Origin of the sequence: Solidesulfovibrio alcoholivorans DSM 5433 (assembly GCF_000702665.1) — a bacterium.
Taxonomy (GTDB): Bacteria; Desulfobacterota; Desulfovibrionia; order Desulfovibrionales; family Desulfovibrionaceae; genus Solidesulfovibrio; species Solidesulfovibrio alcoholivorans.
Genome location: NZ_JNJA01000012.1, coordinates 55,661 through 73,762, shown reverse-complemented (window position 1 = coordinate 73,762; position 18,102 = coordinate 55,661). Strand labels below are relative to the sequence as shown.

The window sequence follows — 18,102 nt, the reverse complement described above, 5'->3', positions numbered from 1 at the left end:
TTCGGGCGCGTCCGGCGTTGCCGGGGCGGTTGTGGAGGAGCGTATGCACAAGGAATCGAATGCCGTTGCGGCGAGCCCCCGCGGGGCCGACGGCGGGCAGGCCGCCCGGGATCTGCTGCGGGAATACATGTTCGTCGTCGCGTGCCCGTGCGGCCGGCAGGGGCTTGCGCCCCTTGCGCGCGTGGACGAGGACCGTTTCCGGGAGAGCCTCGTGGACGCCTGCGGCGGATCGCCCGAACCCCTGCTCAAGGCGCTGCGCATCGGCATGGTGCGCGGCATGGTCGCCATCGTCGGCTGCGACGGCGATGCGGCCGGGCATGACGCGCTGGTGGCTGCGCTGGCCCGGGAACTGATCGGGCAGGACGTCCTGGTGCTGGTCGCGGGGCGCGCGGGCGCGGCCGTGGAAGCGGCCGGGCTGCTTGATGCCGGCGGCGTGGAACTGGCCGGCACCGGGCTTGCCGATTTCTGCGGCCACATGGACCTCGGGCCGGTGCTCTCCGTGGCGCAGGACGGCGACGAAGCGCGCGCCGTGCCGCCGGATGCCGCGGGCGCGGGGTCTGGGGCTGCGGTCGTCGCGGCACTCGCCGCCGACGTCAGCCGGCGCATCACGACCCGGCGGCTGGCCCTCGGCCTCAACGACCGCTACGACGGCACGGTCTATTCCTGAAGCAAACCCCGCCGGTCGCCCGAAAAAAACGCGGGCGTCCGCTCCGAATGGAGCGGACGCCCTTCCTGCGTTATTTCATGCAGCGCTTGTAGAAGACGAATCCGAGCAAAGCCAGAAAAACCAGCGCGCCGGCTATGGCGCCTACATCCATCAGACTCATGTCCGACTCCCCGGGGGTGACCCCAAGTCGCCGGCGGGCGGCTGCCGTCGTCCACCGGGTTTGCGTCCGGTGATCTCGTGTGGCGTCCGCGGCCCGGGCATGGCTCCCGCGAGTCCGGGTCCCGTCGATCAGTCCTTCGCCCAAGGGGCGGTTGTCCGGTCAGTAGCGTGCACGAGGGGCGTTGGTTGTCGCGTTCTCCTTGCTTCCAGGGCCGGCCGACGTCCTCACAACCCGTCGCGGCCGCCCGTCTGCGTCCCCTTTCCTGCCTTGCCGAAAAAGGGAGGCGGTCCTGCCGGGTCGTCCTCCGCTCCGCCAGGGCGGGGACCGGCTGTCCGGCATGACGGTCGCAAGTCCACGGCTACGCTCGGGACGGGCGGCTGGCAAGCCCTAATTGGGAAATAAATCACATTGTGGCGGCCGAAAGGTATAGGGCGTCTTGTTATTACTGTGTAATGATTTGCTTTTGTCAAGTATTGCCGCTGCCGGGACAGGACCGGCCACCCGGCGCCCTGGGCGGCGCTCAATCGGCGGCCACGCGGTTGCGACCCGCCTCCTTGGCCCGGTACAGGGCCTCGTCGGCCCGCCCGACCAGGGATGGTGCGGATTCCCCGACCCTGGCCACGGCCAGGCCGAAGCTGCACGTCAGGCCGCCCGCGACCGGAAACAGGTGCTTTTCCACCACGGCGCGCAGCCGTTCGGCCAGTTGCAGGGCCACGTCGTGTTCGGCTCCCGGGGCCACGATGAGGAATTCCTCGCCGCCGTAACGGCCGAGCAGATCCCCGACGCGGACATGGCTGCCGACGAGGCGCGACAGTTCCACCAGAACCGCGTCGCCGGCCTGATGGCCGTAGGTGTCGTTGATGACCTTGAAGTGGTCGATGTCGAACATGATGACCGAGAGGGGGGTCTGCTCCGCGTTGGCCCGGTGTTGGGCGTTGTCGAGGAACTCGTCGAGCCCGGCGCGGTTGGCGATGCCGGTCAGGGCGTCCGTGGCGGCGCGCATGAGCAGCGCGCGCCGTTCCTCGGCCAGGGGCGTTATGTCGGTGAAGGTCAGGACGCGCCGTTCCAGTTCCGGGAATTCCGCGGCGGACACGAGGAAGGTGCGCGGCTGGCCCTTTTCGCCGGGCAGACGGGAAAACACGGCCTGGTGGGTCGCTCCGGGACGTCCTCCGACGTGTTCGGTCCAGGCCAGATCGCCGGCTTCGTGGCGGCGGCCGTCGATTTCGAGCGTGCGGCCGGCGTGCTCCCCGGCCTTGAGGGCGGCCAGGCTCGGCGCGCCCAGGAATTCCAGGAACGTCCGGTTGACGTAGTCCACTTCCCCGGCGTCGCAGGTGAGGATGAAATTGGGGTTGATGTCCAGGGTGAACTGGAAAAGCTGCGCCCGGCTGGCCGCGGCCCTGGTCTCCAGCAGTCCCTTGCCGAGCCGGGCGAGCAGCCCGAGCAGGGACTCGGCCTCCACGGGCTTGACCACATAGCCGTCGACGCCGATGGCGATGGAGCGCAGGAAAAACGCCGTGTCGCTGTGGGCCGTGACCAGCACCACGGGCGTGGCCTTGTCCATGGCCTTGACCGCCTCGGCCAGGTCCAGGCCGTCCATGCGCGGCATGCTGATGTCCGTGACCACGATGTCGGGCCGTTCGTACTTGAAGCGTTCGAGTCCCTCGGCCCCGTCCACGGCCGTGGTCAGCCGTCCGGCGAAGCGCGACAGCATGAGGCCCATCTGCTCCCGGGCCAGGAAGTCGTCCTCGACGACCAGGATGTGCAGCCGGGAAAGGGGACGGTACTTTTGCAGGGAAGCGGAGTTCCTGGGCATGCCTACCTCCGGGGCGGGATCGCGCGGTTGGCGGGAAGGGGGGCGGCGGCGTTCGCCAGGGGCATGCGCACGACGAAGCGCGCCCCGCCGGGGGCATTGGCCACGGTCAGGCCGCCGCGCATGTGGTCCTCGATGATGATCTTGGACATGTACAGGCCAAGCCCGGTACCGCCGTTGTCGCTTTTGGTGGTGAAGTAGGGGTCGAACACCCGCGGCAGGGCGGTCTCGGGGATGCCGCCGCCGTTGTCGCGCACGTGGACGACGGCCTGGCCGTGGCGTTCCATGACCCGGATGGCGATGACGCCGTCGCGCACGCCCGAAGCCAGGATGGCATCGCGCGCGTTGCCGACGAGGTTGAGCGCGACCTGGGAAAATTCGCCCGGAAAACCCATGACGCGCGGGTTCCTGCGCGCCGTCACGCGCAGTGCGATGCCGTGCTGGGCCAGGTTCGCCTCGATCAGCAGCAGCGCGTCGTTTATGGCCGCGACCACGTGGAAGGCTTTGCGTTCCTTGTCGGACCGGAAGAAGTCGCGGAAGTCGTCTATGGTGGCGGACATCTTGCGCAGGATTTCCCCGGCCTGGCGGTGGGCGGCGGCAAGCGCCTCCCCTTCCTCGCCGCAGGCGGCCTCGAATTCGAAGCGCATGTTGGCCAGGACGATGGACAGGGCGTTTAAGGGCTGCCGCCACTGGTGGGCGATGTTGCCGATCATTTCGCCCATGGCGGCCATGCGCGTGCGGTTTAAAAGCAGGATGTCCTTTTGCCGGTTCTTTTCGGTCGCCTCGCGCACCCGCAGGGCCAGGTCGCGGTTGAGCGCCGAAATTTCCTCCTGGCGGGCGGCCAGGGCGGCCTGGACGCGCTTTCGCTCGGTGACGTCGCGCACGTTGGCCAGGATGACCGGCCGCTCGCCGAGCAGGATGCGGCGCAGGTAGACCTCGACGTGGAAGACGCTGCCGTCGTGGGGGTGCTTGGCCTTCCATTCGAAGAAGCGCTCCTGGCCGGCCAGCACCGCGCTCCAGTATTCGTGCAACAGGTCGGGGGATGTTTCCGGGGCGGAGAGGTCGCGCGCGATGGCGATGTCGTTCATTTCCTCGCGGCGTATGCCGTAAAGCTCCAGTGCCTTGTCGTTTAGGTCGAGGATCGTGCCCTGTGCGTCGTGGAGGAAGATGGCGTCGTAGGTGCTGTTGAAAACGCGGCGGAAGCGTTCCTCCGAGGCGCGCAAGGTCGCATCCACGGCGCGGCGTTCGGTGATGTCACGGTAAAAACCCAGGATGGCCGCGCGGCCGCCGTAGGCGATGGGCTGGGCGGAAATGTCGGCGAAAAAGGTCGTGCCGTCGGCCCGGCGGCAGGGGATGCCTTCCAGCAGGCGCAGCCTGCCGGCCGCGATTTCCCCGAAAAGGCGCACGAAGCGCTCCCGCTCCTCGGGAGGATGCAGGTCCCAGGGGGAAAGCGCGGTCAGCGCACGGGCTCCGTCGCCGAACATGCGGCAGGCGGCGGCGTTGACCCGCACCACGTTCTGGTTGCCGATGTCGGCGATGACGAGCCCGTCCGAGGTTTCGTTGTAGATGGCTTCGAGTTCCGCGTTGGACTCGCGCAGCCGGGAGAGCGCGTCGCGGTAGGCGGTGACGTCGCGGGCCAGGATGGCCATGCCCCGGGGGCGGCCGTCGGCGTGGAACAAAGGGGCCTTGATGATGTCGAAATGCCGGTCGTCCCCGTCGGCTCCGGTCAGCGTCAGGCCGAAGACGGCGGCTTCCCGGGCTGCCCAGGTCCGGCTGTCGGTCGCCGCCATGGCCTCCAGGGCGGCCTTGTCCCCGGCGCAGAGCGCGTCGAGTTCCCGGCTGGTCCGTCCCTCCCAGCCCGTCGCCGGCAGGCGCAACGTCTCGAGCATGGCCCGGTTGGCCACGAGCCAGCGGCCGTCGGCATCCTTCAAACAGGCCGGATCGGGCATGGCGTCCACGAAGGCGCGCAGGCGCTGTTCGCTTTCGGCCAGGTTGCGGGCCGCCAGGCGGCGTTCGGCCGATTCCCGGCCGAGCACGAGCAGGTCGGCCAGGGTGCCGGCGAACGCCAGTTCGTCGTCGGCGAAGGCGCGGGGCGCGCCGGCGTGTTCGAGTTTGAGGACGCCGGCGAGGCGGCCGGAAAAACGCAGGGGCACGTCGATGCACGAGGCCACGCCGCGCGCGGCGAGGGTGGCCGCGAAAACAGGCCCGGCAAGCGGCCAGGACGCGGTGTCGCCCACGGCGAGGACCCGTTCGTGGGCCAGGGCTTCGCGGTAGTCGTCCGCGCAGTACACATCCAGGGTGGTGGCGGCGTCCGCGCCGGCGTCCCCGGCGCCGATGGCCAGGGTCAGGCGGTTTCCCTCAGGGGAGAGCAGCCACACGCCCGCCTGTTCCAGGTGGAGCACGGCCTGGGCCCGTCCCAGGAGCGTCCTGGCGAAGCTGTCGAAGTCGCCGCCTTCCAGGGCCTTGAGGCGCGTCAGTTCGTAGGTGGCCCGCGTCTGGGCCCCCAGGCGCACCATGCGCGCGGTCAGCTCCCCTTCGCGACGATCGACTTCCCGGCGCAGCAGTCGTTGGGGCTCTACGACGCCGGCGATCACGGCCGCGCGGCAGAAGAGGGCGTAGCCCAGGAGCTTGGCCGTGTGCCCGGCCAGATCGGGCCATGCGCCTTCCGGTCCCGAGACGAAGCGCGTTTCTGCCGCGACCAGACAGGCCAACGCGGCAAGCAGCGGCAGCGACGTTTCCTTGCCGAGCCCCGCGCGTTTCAGGAAAAGGGGCGGGGCGGCGGCCACGAATAGCGCCAGGGCCGCGACATGGGGCAAAGCGGCGAGCGTCGGGTCGGCAGCGGTCAAATGCGGGGCCGTATCCAGGGCGAAAAGCAGCCACAAGACCAGGTTGCCGCCGGTCACGACGGCAAGGACCGCGACGGGATTGCGGCGTGGTCGCGGCGCAAGCCAGACTCCGGCGCAAAGCGTGGCCGCAAGGCCGAGGTCGCCGGCGAGCGGCAGGGCGTGCAGCAGTTCCCAGGACAGGGGGAGGTGGACCAGTTCGGCCGCGCGCAGGGTGTGGAGCCAGACGAAGACGGCCGCTGCCAGAAAGGCCGGGCCAAGGACCAGGAAGAAGTTCTGCGCCAGGAAATCCCGGGCGTTCCAGAGCACCAGGAATGTCGCCATGCCGGCCGCCATGCAGGCGGTCTGCGTCAGGGCATGAAAGGTGGGGAAGTCGAGCAGGCCGGCGGCGGCCAGGGCGGCAGGCAGCGAAAGCGCCACGCCGATGGCGACGATCGGCAGGAGGGCAGGGCGTGCGGTGTCGGCGTGTGCCGCGTCTTTCGGGGCGCTCATGGGGCTGCGGCAAAATGGCGTCCCGGGGGACGGCGTCCGGAAAAAGATGCAAAAACGGCCTCGAAACGCTTCACCGCAACTCCTGGGGCGGGGCTTGTCCGTGAAACCGGAAAGCCATTATCCTCTACGTGGGCCAGGGGATGGCGTCAAGGGCGCTTCGCGGCGTGCCCGGCCGTTGACAGGGTTCGGAGGCGGCGCTACACGCCGAAACGCCGGTCCTGCGACGCGGCGCGTGTCGCCGTCCGCGGGACCGTCTGGCCCGTGCGGCCGGGAGGAACCATGTCGCGATTATTCCTGGGAAAAGCCGTCCCCGTGCTCCTGGGGCTGGCCCTTGCCCTGGCCGCCTGCCAGAAGCAGCCATCCCCGCCGCCTGTCGCGGCGACGGCCCCTGCCGTCCCTTCGGCCGCCAAACGTCTCGAGGCCGGGAAGAAGGCGGTCGCCGCGGGAGACTGCCACAAGGCCATGGCCGACCTGGAAGCCGCCGTCCTCCAGGATGCCAAATCCGTGGAGGCGCGGCTGTACCTCGGCATCTGCGCGGCCAAGGACGGCGATCTCGGGCGTGCCGAAGCCGTGCTGACCGAGGCGGCCAGCCTCGACGCCGCCGATCCGCGTCCGCTCGAGGCCCTGGGCGTGGCCCTGTACGCGGCCGGCCGCCGTGACGCGGCCGGGGAGCGCCTTGCCGCCGCGGTGCGGCGCGGCTCCAAAAACGCCCAGGTCCAGTATTACCTCGGCAACCTGGCCATGGCCGCCGGCGACTGCCGCGAAGGGCTCGCCGCCTACCGCAGGGCCATGGTCCTGGACCCGGCCTATGCCCCGGCCGTGACGGAATACAAAAACGCCCGCGTGGCCTGCGCCCGGGCCGAAACGCCGCCCGCGCCGCCGGCCGAACCCAAGCCGAAGCCCAAGCCCAAGCCCGCGACCCCGGCCGCCCCCGCGACCCCGGCACCGGCGTCCGCGCCCACGCCGCCGGCAGGCGACGCGCCCGCGGCCTCCCCGAACGCCCACGCCGCCGCCAATTCCTAGACACTCCGGCGCTACATCTTCTCCAGGCGCACGTCCTCCATGGGACGGCCGAGGAACCGTTCGCCGATCTCCCGGAAACGCAACGGCATGTCCGTGACGTGGAAGATATGGCGCGGCGGCCCGTCGTTTCGGGCGAGATTCAGTTCCGCCAGCACGGCGGCGGCGCGCGTCGCCATGGCCGTGGCCGAGTCCTGCAGCCGTACCTGCGGCCCGACGACCTGGGCCAGAAGCGGGGCGAGCAGCGGATAATGGGTGCAGCCGAGGATCAGCGTATCCAGGTCCTCCGCCAGCATCGGGCGCAGGTATTCCTCGGCCACCATGCGCGTGGCCGGATGGTCGAGCCAGCCTTCCTCCACCAGCGGCACGAACAGCGGACAGGCCTTGGACACGGCGTGGACGTCCGGGCCGCCATAGAGTTCCAGGGCCTTTTCGTAGGCCCGGCTGGCCACGGTCGAGGGCGTGGCGATGATGCCGATGCGCCGGGATTTCGAGACGGCCAGGGCGCTCTTGGCCCCGGCCGAGATGACCTCGATGACGGGCACGGGCGACATGGAGGCGATGGCCGGCAGGGCCACGGCGGCCATGGTGTTGCAGGCGACGACGAGCAGCTTGACGTTTTTGGCGAGCAGGAACCGCGTGATCTGCGCGGCGTAGCGGGCCACGGTGTCCGGAGACTTCACGCCGTAGGGCACGCGGGCGGTATCGCCGAAATAGACGATGCGTTCGTTTGGCAGGCGGTCCATGACGGCGCGGGCCACGGTGAGGCCGCCGACGCCGGAATCGAAGATGCCGATGGGGCAGGTTGCGTCACAATGCACGGGAAGAGCCTTTGGGCGCGGATTGGGCGCGGCGGCGCCCTGCGCCAGACGGGCTAAACCCCTGTCCGGGGCCGGCGTCAAGCCTTTTGTGCCGCCGCGCCGCCAAGGGCGCAGACCAGGGCGAATTCCTCGGCGGAAACGGGCATGACCGACAGGCGCGAGCCCCTGCGCAAAAGCTCCATGCCGGCAAGCCCCGGTTCCCGGCGCATGGCCGCAAGGGGCACGGGCGCGGCGAAGCGGGCGCGCAGGCGCACGTCGACCATGACCCAGACGGGATCTTCCGGCGTGGCCCTGGGATCGAAATGGCGGTCCTGCGGGTCCTGGGCGCTCACGTCCGGGTAGGCCTCGCGCACGATCTCCGCCACACCCACGGCCGCGGGATTTTTCACGCTGTGATAAAAAAGCGCCAGGTCGCCCACGGCCATTTCGCGCAGATACTTGCGGGCCTGATAGTTGCGCACCCCGTCCCAGCAGGTGGTCTGCCCGGGGGCGGCGGCCAGGTCGTCTATGGAAAAGCAGCCCGGCTCGGTCTTGAGCAGCCAGTGGCGCGGCATCGGGAACTCCTCGTGCGGGCCGGCCTCGCGCCGCGCCCCCGAAAAAAGCGTTGCCCCTAAAAAGGGGCGACGCCGTTGGCGGAACGATTATCGAAAGGACGCGCCCTTAGCCGAAGCGGCCGACTTCCGTCTTGCAGGCGTCGTCCCATTCCAGGCAGTCGAGGTCGGTGATGGCCTCGAAGCGGCCGAGACAGCGCTGGCACACGGCCTGGGCATGGGCCTTGCCGTCGGCGACGTCCTCGCGCGAGACCGTGACGCGGACCTTTTCGCCGCAGCCCGGGCAGGTGGTTTCGAAAGCGGCTTTTTCAGACGACATGGCTGTCTCCTTTGCTGATTCCTTTTCCACACGCGCCGCGGCGCCGGGGCGCAACGCCCCTTACGCGGGCACGGTCCCGCGCCTGGCCAGGGTGCGTTCGATGGCTTCGGCCAGGGTGGCCGTTTCCACGGGCTTGGTCACGGCGTCGTCGATGCCGGCGGCCAGGAAGTGTTCCCGGTCCGCGGGCATGGCGTAGGCGGTGAGCGCGATGATGGGGATGTCCGGCCGGGGGGTCTGTCCGGCGCGGATGGCCCGGGTGGCTTCCAGGCCGTCCATGACCGGCATCTGGATGTCCATGAAGACGAGGTCGATGTCGTCGTCGCCGAGGCGCGCCAGGGCCTGACGGCCGTCCTCGGCCGTGGCCACGGCATGGCCGAGCTTTTCGAGCATGCGCCTGCCGGCCAGGAGGTTGACCATGTCGTCCTCGACCAGCAGGACGCGCAGGGGCCTGGCGGCGGCGGAAGCGGCCAGGGCGGGGACTTCCCGGGCGGGCAGCGGGCCGGGCAGGCCCAGGGACAGGGACAGGAAAAACGTCGCGCCCCGGCCCTCCTCGGTGTCGATGTCGAGGCTTGCGTCCATGAGCCGCGCCAGCCGGCGCACGATGGAAAGCCCCAGCCCCGCCCCCTGGAAGCGGCGGGTGTAGGTGCCCTCAGCCTGGACGAAAGGCTCGAAGATCTCGCGCAGCTTGTGTTCGGCGATGCCGATGCCCGTGTCCGCGACGGAAACGAGCACCCGCGCGCGGCGCTTTTCCTGCCGCAGCAGCGACGCCTCCACCCGTACCACGCCCTTCTCCGTGAACTTGATGGCGTTGCCGACGAGGTTGAAAAGGATCTGGCGCAGCCGGACCTCGTCGCCGACGAGGGTGGCCGGCAGGCGCGGGTCCACCTCGAAGGCCAGCGTCAGGCCCTTTTCTCGGGCGGCCACGGAGAAGAGGTCGAGGACCGCGGCGCGCAAGCCCGCGACGGTGAATTCGGCCTCGTGGATGACGAGCTTGCCGGCCTCGATGCGCGAAAGGTCCAGGATGTCGGAGAGCAGGCGCGTCAGGCGCAGCGACGAGACCGTGGCCGCCTGCACGTATTCGGCCTGCTCCGCGTCGAGGCTCGTGGTGCCGAGCAACTGGAGCATGCCGAGCACGCCGTTTAAGGGCGTGCGGATCTCGTGGCTCATGTTGGCCAGGAATTCCGATTTGGTGCGGCTGGCGCTTTCGGCGGTTTCCTTGGCCTTGACCAGGGCCTCCTCGGCTTCCAGGCGTTCCAGTTCGCTGCCGGCGCGCGCCCCGAACATGGTCAAAAGCGATTCCGCCAGCTCGACGTCGGCCAGGGGCTTGCGCCCGATGACGGCGATCAGGCCGCTCGCCCGGCCGGCGCTGTCCCAGAGGGTGACGCCCACGTAGCTTTCGGCGTCCATCTCCTGCAGCACGGCGTCGTGCGGAAAGCGTTGCCGCACGCCGCTGGGGAAGCTGCATACGGCCTTGCCCACGACCACGCCGCAGGGGGTGTCGGCCAGGGCGTAGGTGATGTTGTCCTCGAAATGGCCGTCGCAGAAAAGCGCAAGCGTGGTGGCGCGCAGCCCGTCGCCCTCCAGCCGGTCGATGCATACGAACGACATGTGCAGCGCCTCGGCCAGGTACGCGGCCAGGGAATGGAAGAAGTCCCGTCCGTCCTGGCCGTGGCCGCAGGTGGCCAGAAACGTCAGCGAGCGTTCGAGCGCCTTGCGTCCGGTGATGTCGAGGACGATGCCCCTGTAACGCATCACGCGCCTGTGGGCGTCGAACACCGGCCGGCCCACGGAGAGCAGCCAGCGTTCCTGTCCGGCCGGCCGTGCCGTGCGCCATTCGATGGCGATGTCCTCGCCGTGCGCCAGAGACTGTTGCACGGCCGTTTCCATCGCGGACAGGTCCGCGGGATGCACGGCCTGCCGCCAGCTGTCGTAGGAGGGTTGCACGGACTTCCTGTCGAGGCCGTACAGGGACCAGATCTGCTCGGACCAGATGTTTTCGTTGGTCTTGGGGTCCCATTCCCAGATGCCGGCCTTGGCCGCGTCCAGGGCCATGACCAGCCTGTCCGCCCAGCGCTGCGCTTCCTCCCGGGCCGCGCGCAGTTCGTCTGTGCGCGCGGCGACGAGGTGTTCGAGTTCCTCGTTGCCGCGGCGCAGCACGGCCTCCGCTTCCTTGAGCGTCGTCACGTCGGCGTAGGTGAGCACCGTGCCGCCCACGGTCCCGTCCTCTTCGCGGTAGGGCAGCACGCGGCGCAGGTACACCCGGCCGTCGTCGCGCCGGACTTCGTGTTCGGTCGCCGCCTCGCCGCGCAGGACGGCGTCCACGTCCGCCATGAGGGCCTTGTCGTGCACCCTGGGTTTGATCGTCGCAAGCGGGCGGCCCACGTCCTCCACCGCGACATGGAAGACCTCCAGGGCGGCCGGGGTGGAGCGCATGACGCGTCCCTCCCGGTCGAGAAACACCGTGGCGACCTCGGCGGCGGCGAGCAGGTTCTCCACGAAGGCATGCGCCCTGCCAAGTTCCTCGATCTTGTGGGTCAGCTCCTCGTTTAAGGCCTGCAATTCCTCCCGCGAGGCCTCGAGCTCCTCGTTGGCGGACTGGAGCTCCTCGTTCATGCTGAGCAGTTCTTCGTTGGTGGCGCGCAATTCTTCGTTCAGGGACTCGTCACGCTCCACGACCTCGCGCAGGTGGTCGTGGGCGGCCTGCAATTCCGCCTCGTAGCGCTGCACGACGCCGCTTTCCGTCAGGCCCGCCAATTCCTGATAGTCGCCGGGCAGGGGAAGCGCGCGCACCGTGTCGAAGACCACGAGCAGCCGCGCGGCTTCGCCGTCTTCGCCGGGCACGGGGTCCACGGCCACGGCCACGGCGTCATCGCCGTCCGCCGTCAGGCGTATGGGCGGCAGGGTCGTGCCCGCGCCGGTTTTGATCGCCCGGGCCAGGGCCAGGCGCAGGTGGTGGCGCAGTTCCGGCCGGGCGAGCCGGACGACGTCGAGGGTCGGTTCGCCGTCGGGAAGACGCAGGAGGCGGCTCGTGTCGCCGTGCGCGCGCAGGATGTGCCCCTCCCTGTCGACCAGCACGGCGGGCGGGCTGTAGCGGCGGCGCAGGCCCTTGTCCAGGACGGCGTCGAGGTCCTCGTCGGGCTTGGCGGCGAAAGGGACCGCCCAGGGGGCTTCCCGGGAGGCCGGATGGTCCGGGGCGATGCGGCGCAGGTGGCGGCGGTCCGGGGGGGCGATGCTGCGGTAGAGTTTCCAGCGCTTGTTCACCACCTCCAGACCGCCGGTGTGCGGCTTGACGGATTCGGAGGGGCCGAGGAACAGGAATCCTCCGGGATTGAGGGCCTGATGCAGCAGGCCCACGGCCCGCTCCTGGAGCTTGGGCGTCAGGTAGATGAGGAGGTTGCGGCATACGATCAGGTCCGTGCGCAGAAAAGGCGGATCGGCAAGCAGATTGTGGCGCACCACCACGACGCGTTCGCGCAGGGACGGGATGACGGTTTTTCCCCGCCCCTCGGTCTTGAAATAGCGGTCGAGGCGTTCCTTTTGCATCTGTTGCAGGCTGCGCAGGGAATAGCGGCCCCTGCGAGCCGCGGCCACCGCGCCCGGATCGATGTCCGTGGCGAAGATTTTGAATCCCGCCCGGCTCCCCGTGCGCTCCAGATATTCGGCCGTGAGCATGGCCAGGGAATAGGCCTCCTCGCCCGTGGAACAGCCGGCCACCCAGAAACGCGCCGGGTCGCCGGGCTCGCGGTCGCGGAAGATGGCCGGCAGGGCCCAGGCGCGCAGGACCTCGAACGCGTCGGGGTCGCGGAAAAAGGCTGTCACGCCTATGAAAAGCGTGCGCAGGAGCCTGCCGGCCTCTTCGGCGTCGTCACGCAGGCGGTCGAGGTAGGCTTGGGGCCCGGTCGTGCCGGAGAGAAGCATGCGCTTGTGGATGCGCCGGGCCATGGTGTTGGTCCTATAGCCGGTCAGGTCGTGCCCCGTCTGTTTTTTGACCAGCAGCAGCGTGGCGTCCACAAAGGCGTCGTCTTCGACCTCGGGGCAGGTGGCGTCGGCCAGCAGGCGGGCCAGTTGGCGGGCCAGTTCCGCCATGGGCAATACGGCAGTGGCCGCGCCGGCGGCGATGACGGCCTCGGGCATGCCGGCATGGGCGGCTTCGGCAGGGTCCTGGACGAGGACCACGCCGCCGGCCTTGGCGACGCGGATGGCCCCTTGCATGCCGTCCGTGCCCGTGCCGGAGCAGATGACGGCCACGGCCCGGGACCCGTAGGCCTCGGCGAGGTCGCTCAGGAAGGCGTCGATGTTGTGGCGCAGCAGTCCTGCCTCGCGGCGGTGGGGCCGCAGGAGGCCGCCGGAAAAGTCCAGGTCGTCGCCGCTTGCCGGGATATGGATCGTGCCCTGCTGCGGTGGGGTGTCCCCGTCGATCGTGCGCACGGCCATGCGCGTGTGGCTGGCGAGCACGGCGTCGAGACTGCTCGGTTTGTCGGGCGGCAGGTGGGTGAGGGCGACAAGGGCGGCAGGCAGGTTTGGGGGGAGATTCTCGAGAAGTGCGAGGATGGCTTCGAGCCCGCCGGCCGAAGCGCCGATGGCGACCACGGGGCAGGGCGCGTCGGGGGCGTGGGGGGATTGTGACGTTTCCCGCCGGATGTCGTCCTGGCCTGTCACGGCATCGTTGTCGTCCATGGGCTAGCTGCCTCCCTCCCCTGCGGAACGCGCGCAAACCGGACCAGCTGTTTGGCGTGGGAACTTTGGGAGCAAAGGATAGCATCGATCACCGCATACAGGCAACGCCGCCGCACGGACTTTGTTCGCCCCGCGCGGCCGGCGGCCGGCCTTGACGCCCGGGTTTGGCCGGCGCATCATGGGCAAAGGGAGAATTTTCCACCCTGGAGGGGGAGATGCGCGCCACGGCTTTTCTGCTTGATATCCTTGCCGCCGAAGGCGTCCGCCACGTGTTCACGGCCGCGGGAGGACCCGGCGAATCCCTGCGCGGCGCTGTCCAAGACGCTGCCGTCGCCGTCGTCCCGGCCGCCCAGGCGGCCGGCGCGGCCTGCATGGCCGACGGCTACGCCCGGGCCTCGGGCCGGTTCGGGGCCTGTCTGGCCGGAGACGGGTCCGAGGCTGCGGCCATGGCCGGCGCCGTGGCCACGGCCCGTGCCGACGGCTCGCCGCTGCTGTGCGTTGCGGCGCGAGGGGGCGGCCTGTCCCTGCTCGCGCCGGCCGCGACCGCGTCCTTTGCCGCGGCGACGCCGGATGCGATGCCGCAACAGTTGCGCGCGGGCCTTGCGCGCATGCTCGCCGCCCCCCGGGGGCCGGTCCTGCTCGGCCTGCCGCCCGATGCCGGCGGCGGGGGGGAGGCCGGGGACGCGGTCCCGTGGCAGCCCCTGGACGCCGCGACCTACCGGCCGCGCTTCGTGGACGCGGTCGCCGTGGAACGGCTGTGGCGCATCCTCGTGCCCGACGGCGGCGGCTCCACGCCGGCGCGCGTGGCCGTCCTGGCCGGCGCGGGCGTGGAAAAGGCCGGAGCCGTCCGGCGGCTCATCGCCTTTGCCGAGCAGTTCGAGCTGCCCGTGGCCACGACCGTGCGGGGCAAGGGGGCGTTTCCGGGCGACCACCGGCTGTGCCTCGGCGTGTGCGACGGCGGCGGCCGCGCGGCCGGCGCGCTGCTCGCGCAGCCCCTGGACGTGCTCATCCTGCTCGGCTGCAATCTCTCCGGCTGGGACGCCCCTCTGGGGGCGACGCTGGCCGCGCCCGGGCGCACCCTCGTACAGGTGGACGCGGACCCGGCCGCCATCGGGCGGGCGCTCCCCGTGGACGTGCCCGTGGTCGGCGATTGCCGGGCGGCGCTGGAACTCATGCTCGAAGGCGGCTCGGCCCGCATCAACCGGCTGCGGGCGGGCAACCAGGCGCGTGCGGCCTGGGCCAGGGGGCTGCGGGAAGCGGCGTTGTCCGATGCCGCGTCGCTCGCGCCGTCCGCGCCCGACGCCCCGCCCGTCCCTATGGCCGTGGCCGCGGCGCTACGCCGGGCGCTTCCCCGCGACGGCTGCCTCGTGGTCGACGCGTTTGCGCTGCGGCCCTGTTTCACCCACGGCTTCATGGCGGTGCGGCCGTGCGCCTATTTCACGCCCGCGCCGTGCGCGCCGGCGGGCTGGGCCGTGGCGGCGGCGGTGGGGGTCAAGGCGGCCGTGGGGCCGCGCGCCGTGGCCTGCGTCACGGATGCGCGCGGCCTGCTCGCCCTGGGCACGGAACTGGCCACGGCGGTGCATTGCGGCCTGCCGGTCCTGGTCGTGGCCCTTGTCGGCGAGGATGCTGCGGCGCATCCCGATTTCACGGCCTTCGGCCGGTCGCTGGGCGCGCGCGGGCTTGCCGTGGCGCGCGCGGACGCGCTGGAGGCGGCGCTTGTCGAGGGTCTTTCGGGCGCTGGGTCGTGCGTGGCGGCGGTGCATTGCGCCTTGGGGGACCGGGCTGGGCCTGGCGTGGTGTCCGGCGGCGCGTATTGATGCGTTTTTGCAACTAATCAGACGTTGGCGCTCTGGAAAGCGGTTGCAAAAATACCGAAGTCGGACTCGGGCATGTTGCAGATTTGCATAAATTGATGCCAAATTGCAACATGTCCCGCGCGCGACGTCGCGCCGAACCGTGATGCTCCCGCGCCTCCAAAGCGCAATTTCCCCATATTTGTTCAATTAAATAAGACAGTCCGACGTCTCCTCCCTCCAGTCCTCCGACGCATAGCATACATCTTGCTGGACCCGCCCGATCCGGCCGCCAAGGCGTTCCTTGCGCGACCCCCTGACAACATGACCCTGGTGCGATCCGACGGATCGATTCCCGACGCCCCGAGCGCGGCGCCTTTCTGGCGTCGTGCCCGGGATTTGCCGGATGGCGACGGCCGCAAGGCGTTTTCGGATGTTGCGTTTGCGCAGCCGGACGCCGCGGCGTGCGATTGCGCCCAGGGCGGCGGCGAAGGCCGCGATACCCGGCGTATGGACTCCGATAAACGCTTGCAGTCGAAAAGGAGATCAACGGATGGAGCCGAACATGGCCGCCTGCCTGGCGGAAACCACCAAATTCCAGAAGCTGTGCGGCATTCTCGACCATTACGGCCGTCACCCCGCGCGACTGGTGCCCATCTTGCAAGCCCTGCAGGAAGAGTACCGCTACCTCCCCGAGGAAGTGCTCTCCTACGTGGCCACCTCCCTGGGCATCCCCGAGGCCAACGTCTTCGGAGTGGCCACCTTCTACGCCCACTTCGCGCTCACCCCCAAGGGCAAGTACATCGTGCGCCTGTGCGACGGCACCGCCTGCCACGTCAAGCACTCCATCCCCATCCTGGAAGCCCTGCGCGACCGCCTGGGCCTGTCCGAGGAAAAGGCGACCACGCCGGACATGCTCTTCACCGTCGAGACCGTGGCCTGCCTGGGGGCCTGTGGCCTGGCCCCGGTCATGGTCATAAACGAGGACGTCTACGGCCAGATGACCCCGCAGCGCGCCGTGTCCCTCATCGATGGCATCCGCGCCAAGGAGTTGCAGTAATGGAAGGTCCCCTTCAGGATTCCGCCGCCGCCCCCGCGACCGCCGCGCATGCGGGCCTGCGCCGGGTCATCGTGTGCGCCGGCACCGGCTGCGTGGCCAACGGCTCCAGGAAGGTGCTCGCCGCCCTGGAAAAACAGATGGCCGCCGCCGGCCTCGACGTCATTTTGGAATTCAAGCCCGAAGGCCACGGCGACGGCGTGCGCGTCTCCCACAGCGGCTGCCAGGGCTTTTGCCAGATGGGGCCGCTCGTCACCATCCTGCCCGAGAACATCCTCTATACGAAAGTCTGCGAGGAGGATGTCCCGGACATCGTGAACCTCACCCTGCTTCGGGGTGAACCCGTGGAGCGCCTGCTCTACGTCGATCCGCGCTCCCGGGAAAAGTGCCTCGGCCCGGACCAGATTCCCTTCTACCAGCGCCAGCACCGCAGCGTGCTCAAGGAATGCGGCTTCATCGATCCCGACGAGATCAGGGAATACGTGGCCCACGGCGGCTACGCGGCCGCGCGCAAGGCCTTTGCCGCAATGGACGGCAAGGCCGTGTGCGACGTCATTTCCGAATCGGGCCTGCGCGGCCGCGGCGGCGGCGGTTTCCCCACCGGCCGCAAATGGGAAGCCGCCCGCGTCCAGGACAACGCCAAGAAATATGTCATCTGCAACGGCGACGAAGGCGACCCGGGCGCGTTCATGGACCGCTCCGTCATGGAGGGCAACCCGCACTGCGTCATCGAGGGCATGATGATCGCCGCCCGCGGCATCGGCGCGGACGAGGGCTACATCTACGTGCGCGCCGAGTATCCCCTGGCCGTTAGGCGCATGCGCCAGGCCGTGGCCGATGCCGAGGCCGCCGGGTTCCTCGGCGACGACCTCTTCGGCTCGGGCCAGTCCTTCCGCCTGGAAGTCATGGAAGGAGCCGGCGCGTTCGTGTGCGGCGAGGAAACGGCGCTGATGGCCTCCATCGAGGGCCGGCGCGGCATGCCCGCGCCAAAGCCGCCGTTTCCGGCGCAAAAGGGCCTGTGGCGCAAGCCCACGGTCATCAACAACGTCGAAACCCTGGCGCAGGTGCCCCGCATCGTCATGGGCGGCGCGGCCAAGTACCGCGAGTGCGGCACCGAGAAGTCCCCGGGCACCAAGACCTTTGCGCTCACCGGCCACGTCTGCAACACGGGCCTGATCGAAGTGCCCTTCGGCACGACCTTGGGCGAGATCGTGCTCAACATCGGCGGCGGCGTCACCGACGACCGGGGCCTGATCGACAAGGCCGGGTTCAAGGCCGTGCAGATCGGCGGCCCCTCGGGCGGCTGCCTGACCCCGGACCTGCTCGACCTGCCCCTCGATTTCGATTCCCTGCGCTCCGTCGGGGCCATGGTCGGTTCCGGCGGCCTGGTCGTCATGAACCAGAAGACGTGCATGGTCTCCGTGGCCCGCTTCTTCATGGAATTCACCCAGCGCGAGTCCTGCGGCAAGTGCGTGCTGTGCCGCGAGGGCACCAAGCAGCTGCTGGCGCTGCTTGACGACGTCATCGAAGGCCGGGGCACGGCCGAGACCCTCGAGCTGCTCGAAACCCTCGGCCACGCCGTGCAGATCGGCTCGCTTTGCGGCCTGGGCAAGACCGCGCCCAACCCCGTGCTCTCCACGCTCAAGCATTTCCGCAAGGAATACGAGGAGCACGTCTTCGAGAAGCGCTGCCGGGCCGGGCGCTGCAAGGCGCTCGCCCGTCCGAGCATCAACCCCGCCGTGTGCAAGGGCTGCCGCCTGTGCGTGAAAGCCTGTCCGGTCGGGGCCATCATGGGCGAGAAAAAACAGCCCCACCGCATCGACGAGGGGCTTTGCGTCAAATGCGGCGCGTGCGCGGCGGCCTGCAAGTTCGGCGCGGTGGAGGGAATCTAG

12 protein-coding genes are annotated in these 18,102 nt (G+C 69.7%); 5 read left to right on the top strand and 7 right to left on the bottom strand.

Annotated elements, in window-relative coordinates; genetic code table 11:
* Window positions 1–43: 43 nt before the first annotated feature.
* A complete protein-coding gene (locus Q368_RS0117520; protein WP_029460341.1) occupies window positions 44–667 on the top strand; it encodes a hypothetical protein in 624 nt (207 codons plus the stop codon).
* A gap of 70 nt (window positions 668–737) precedes the next feature.
* Here Q368_RS0117520 and Q368_RS25905 read toward each other — a convergent pair whose 3' ends face one another.
* The 3 genes from Q368_RS25905 to Q368_RS0117505 all read right to left on the bottom strand — a co-directional run bounded on the left by Q368_RS25905 (window position 738) and on the right by Q368_RS0117505 (window position 5,972).
* Window positions 738–827 carry an LPXTG cell wall anchor domain-containing protein gene (locus Q368_RS25905; RefSeq protein WP_156955783.1) on the bottom strand — a complete coding sequence of 30 codons (90 nt, stop codon included), beginning with the start codon at window positions 825–827 and terminating at the stop codon, window positions 738–740.
* A 520-nt stretch (window positions 828–1,347) separates the two neighbouring features.
* Window positions 1,348–2,640 (bottom strand): diguanylate cyclase, encoded by a 1,293-nt coding sequence (locus tag Q368_RS0117510; RefSeq protein ID WP_029460340.1) that lies wholly within the window; start codon window positions 2,638–2,640, stop codon window positions 1,348–1,350.
* Window positions 2,641–2,642: 2 nt separating this feature from the next.
* Window positions 2,643–5,972, bottom strand: a complete 3,330-nt coding sequence (locus Q368_RS0117505; RefSeq protein ID WP_084158875.1) for a PAS domain S-box protein — start codon at window positions 5,970–5,972, stop codon at window positions 2,643–2,645.
* 279 nt (window positions 5,973–6,251) lie between these two features.
* On the opposite strand from Q368_RS0117505, the gene Q368_RS0117500 reads away from it, so the two are divergent.
* Window positions 6,252–6,995, top strand: coding sequence for a tetratricopeptide repeat protein (locus Q368_RS0117500; protein ID WP_052360262.1), 744 nt, complete (start codon window positions 6,252–6,254; stop codon window positions 6,993–6,995).
* Between the two features lie 11 nt (window positions 6,996–7,006).
* On the opposite strand, the gene murI is transcribed toward Q368_RS0117500, so the two are convergent.
* The 4 genes from murI to Q368_RS24100 form a co-directional block, all read right to left on the bottom strand.
* Window positions 7,007–7,813 (bottom strand): glutamate racemase, encoded by an 807-nt coding sequence (murI, locus tag Q368_RS0117495; RefSeq protein WP_029460337.1) that lies wholly within the window; start codon window positions 7,811–7,813, stop codon window positions 7,007–7,009.
* Window positions 7,814–7,890: 77 nt separating this feature from the next.
* A complete protein-coding gene (locus Q368_RS0117490; RefSeq protein ID WP_029460336.1) occupies window positions 7,891–8,367 on the bottom strand; it encodes an EVE domain-containing protein in 477 nt (158 codons plus the stop codon).
* Between the two features lie 106 nt (window positions 8,368–8,473).
* Complete coding sequence (locus tag Q368_RS0117485; protein ID WP_029460335.1) at window positions 8,474–8,683, bottom strand: hypothetical protein; 210 nt, start codon at window positions 8,681–8,683, stop codon at window positions 8,474–8,476.
* A gap of 60 nt (window positions 8,684–8,743) precedes the next feature.
* The gene (locus Q368_RS24100; protein WP_052360261.1) at window positions 8,744–13,360 is read right to left on the bottom strand and encodes a CheR family methyltransferase; all 4,617 of its coding nucleotides are present in this window, start codon (window positions 13,358–13,360) and stop codon (window positions 8,744–8,746) included.
* A 215-nt stretch (window positions 13,361–13,575) separates the two neighbouring features.
* Between Q368_RS24100 and Q368_RS0117475 the strand changes: the two genes are divergently transcribed.
* The 3 genes from Q368_RS0117475 to Q368_RS0117465 all read left to right on the top strand — a co-directional run bounded on the left by Q368_RS0117475 (window position 13,576) and on the right by Q368_RS0117465 (window position 18,102).
* The gene (locus Q368_RS0117475) at window positions 13,576–15,177 is read left to right on the top strand and encodes a thiamine pyrophosphate-binding protein (RefSeq protein ID WP_052360260.1); all 1,602 of its coding nucleotides are present in this window, start codon (window positions 13,576–13,578) and stop codon (window positions 15,175–15,177) included.
* A 529-nt stretch (window positions 15,178–15,706) separates the two neighbouring features.
* Window positions 15,707–16,213: an NADH-quinone oxidoreductase subunit NuoE family protein gene (locus Q368_RS0117470; RefSeq protein WP_029460332.1), complete on the top strand. Its 507-nt coding sequence runs from the start codon at window positions 15,707–15,709 to the stop codon at window positions 16,211–16,213.
* Window positions 16,213–18,102: an NADH-ubiquinone oxidoreductase-F iron-sulfur binding region domain-containing protein gene (locus Q368_RS0117465; RefSeq protein ID WP_029460331.1), complete on the top strand. Its 1,890-nt coding sequence runs from the start codon at window positions 16,213–16,215 to the stop codon at window positions 18,100–18,102. The genes Q368_RS0117470 and Q368_RS0117465 overlap by 1 nt, the downstream gene beginning before the upstream one ends.

What these genes read in the sequence shown, in the direction of transcription:
- Q368_RS0117500 (WP_052360262.1), top strand. Translation starts at nt 6,252, where the DNA reads ATGTCGCGATTATTCCTGGGAAAAGCCGTCCCCGTGCTCCTGGGGCTG.
- Q368_RS0117510 (WP_029460340.1), bottom strand. Translation starts at nt 2,640, where the DNA reads ATGCCCAGGAACTCCGCTTCCCTGCAAAAGTACCGTCCCCTTTCCCGG.
- Q368_RS0117475 (WP_052360260.1), top strand. Translation starts at nt 13,576, where the DNA reads ATGCGCGCCACGGCTTTTCTGCTTGATATCCTTGCCGCCGAAGGCGTC.
- Q368_RS0117490 (WP_029460336.1), bottom strand. Translation starts at nt 8,367, where the DNA reads ATGCCGCGCCACTGGCTGCTCAAGACCGAGCCGGGCTGCTTTTCCATA.
- Q368_RS25905 (WP_156955783.1), bottom strand. Translation starts at nt 827, where the DNA reads ATGAGTCTGATGGATGTAGGCGCCATAGCCGGCGCGCTGGTTTTTCTG.
- Q368_RS0117465 (WP_029460331.1), top strand. Translation starts at nt 16,213, where the DNA reads ATGGAAGGTCCCCTTCAGGATTCCGCCGCCGCCCCCGCGACCGCCGCG.
- Q368_RS0117520 (WP_029460341.1), top strand. Translation starts at nt 44, where the DNA reads ATGCACAAGGAATCGAATGCCGTTGCGGCGAGCCCCCGCGGGGCCGAC.
- Q368_RS0117505 (WP_084158875.1), bottom strand. Translation starts at nt 5,972, where the DNA reads ATGAGCGCCCCGAAAGACGCGGCACACGCCGACACCGCACGCCCTGCC.
- Q368_RS0117485 (WP_029460335.1), bottom strand. Translation starts at nt 8,683, where the DNA reads ATGTCGTCTGAAAAAGCCGCTTTCGAAACCACCTGCCCGGGCTGCGGC.
- Q368_RS24100 (WP_052360261.1), bottom strand. Translation starts at nt 13,360, where the DNA reads ATGGACGACAACGATGCCGTGACAGGCCAGGACGACATCCGGCGGGAA.
- Q368_RS0117470 (WP_029460332.1), top strand. Translation starts at nt 15,707, where the DNA reads ATGGAGCCGAACATGGCCGCCTGCCTGGCGGAAACCACCAAATTCCAG.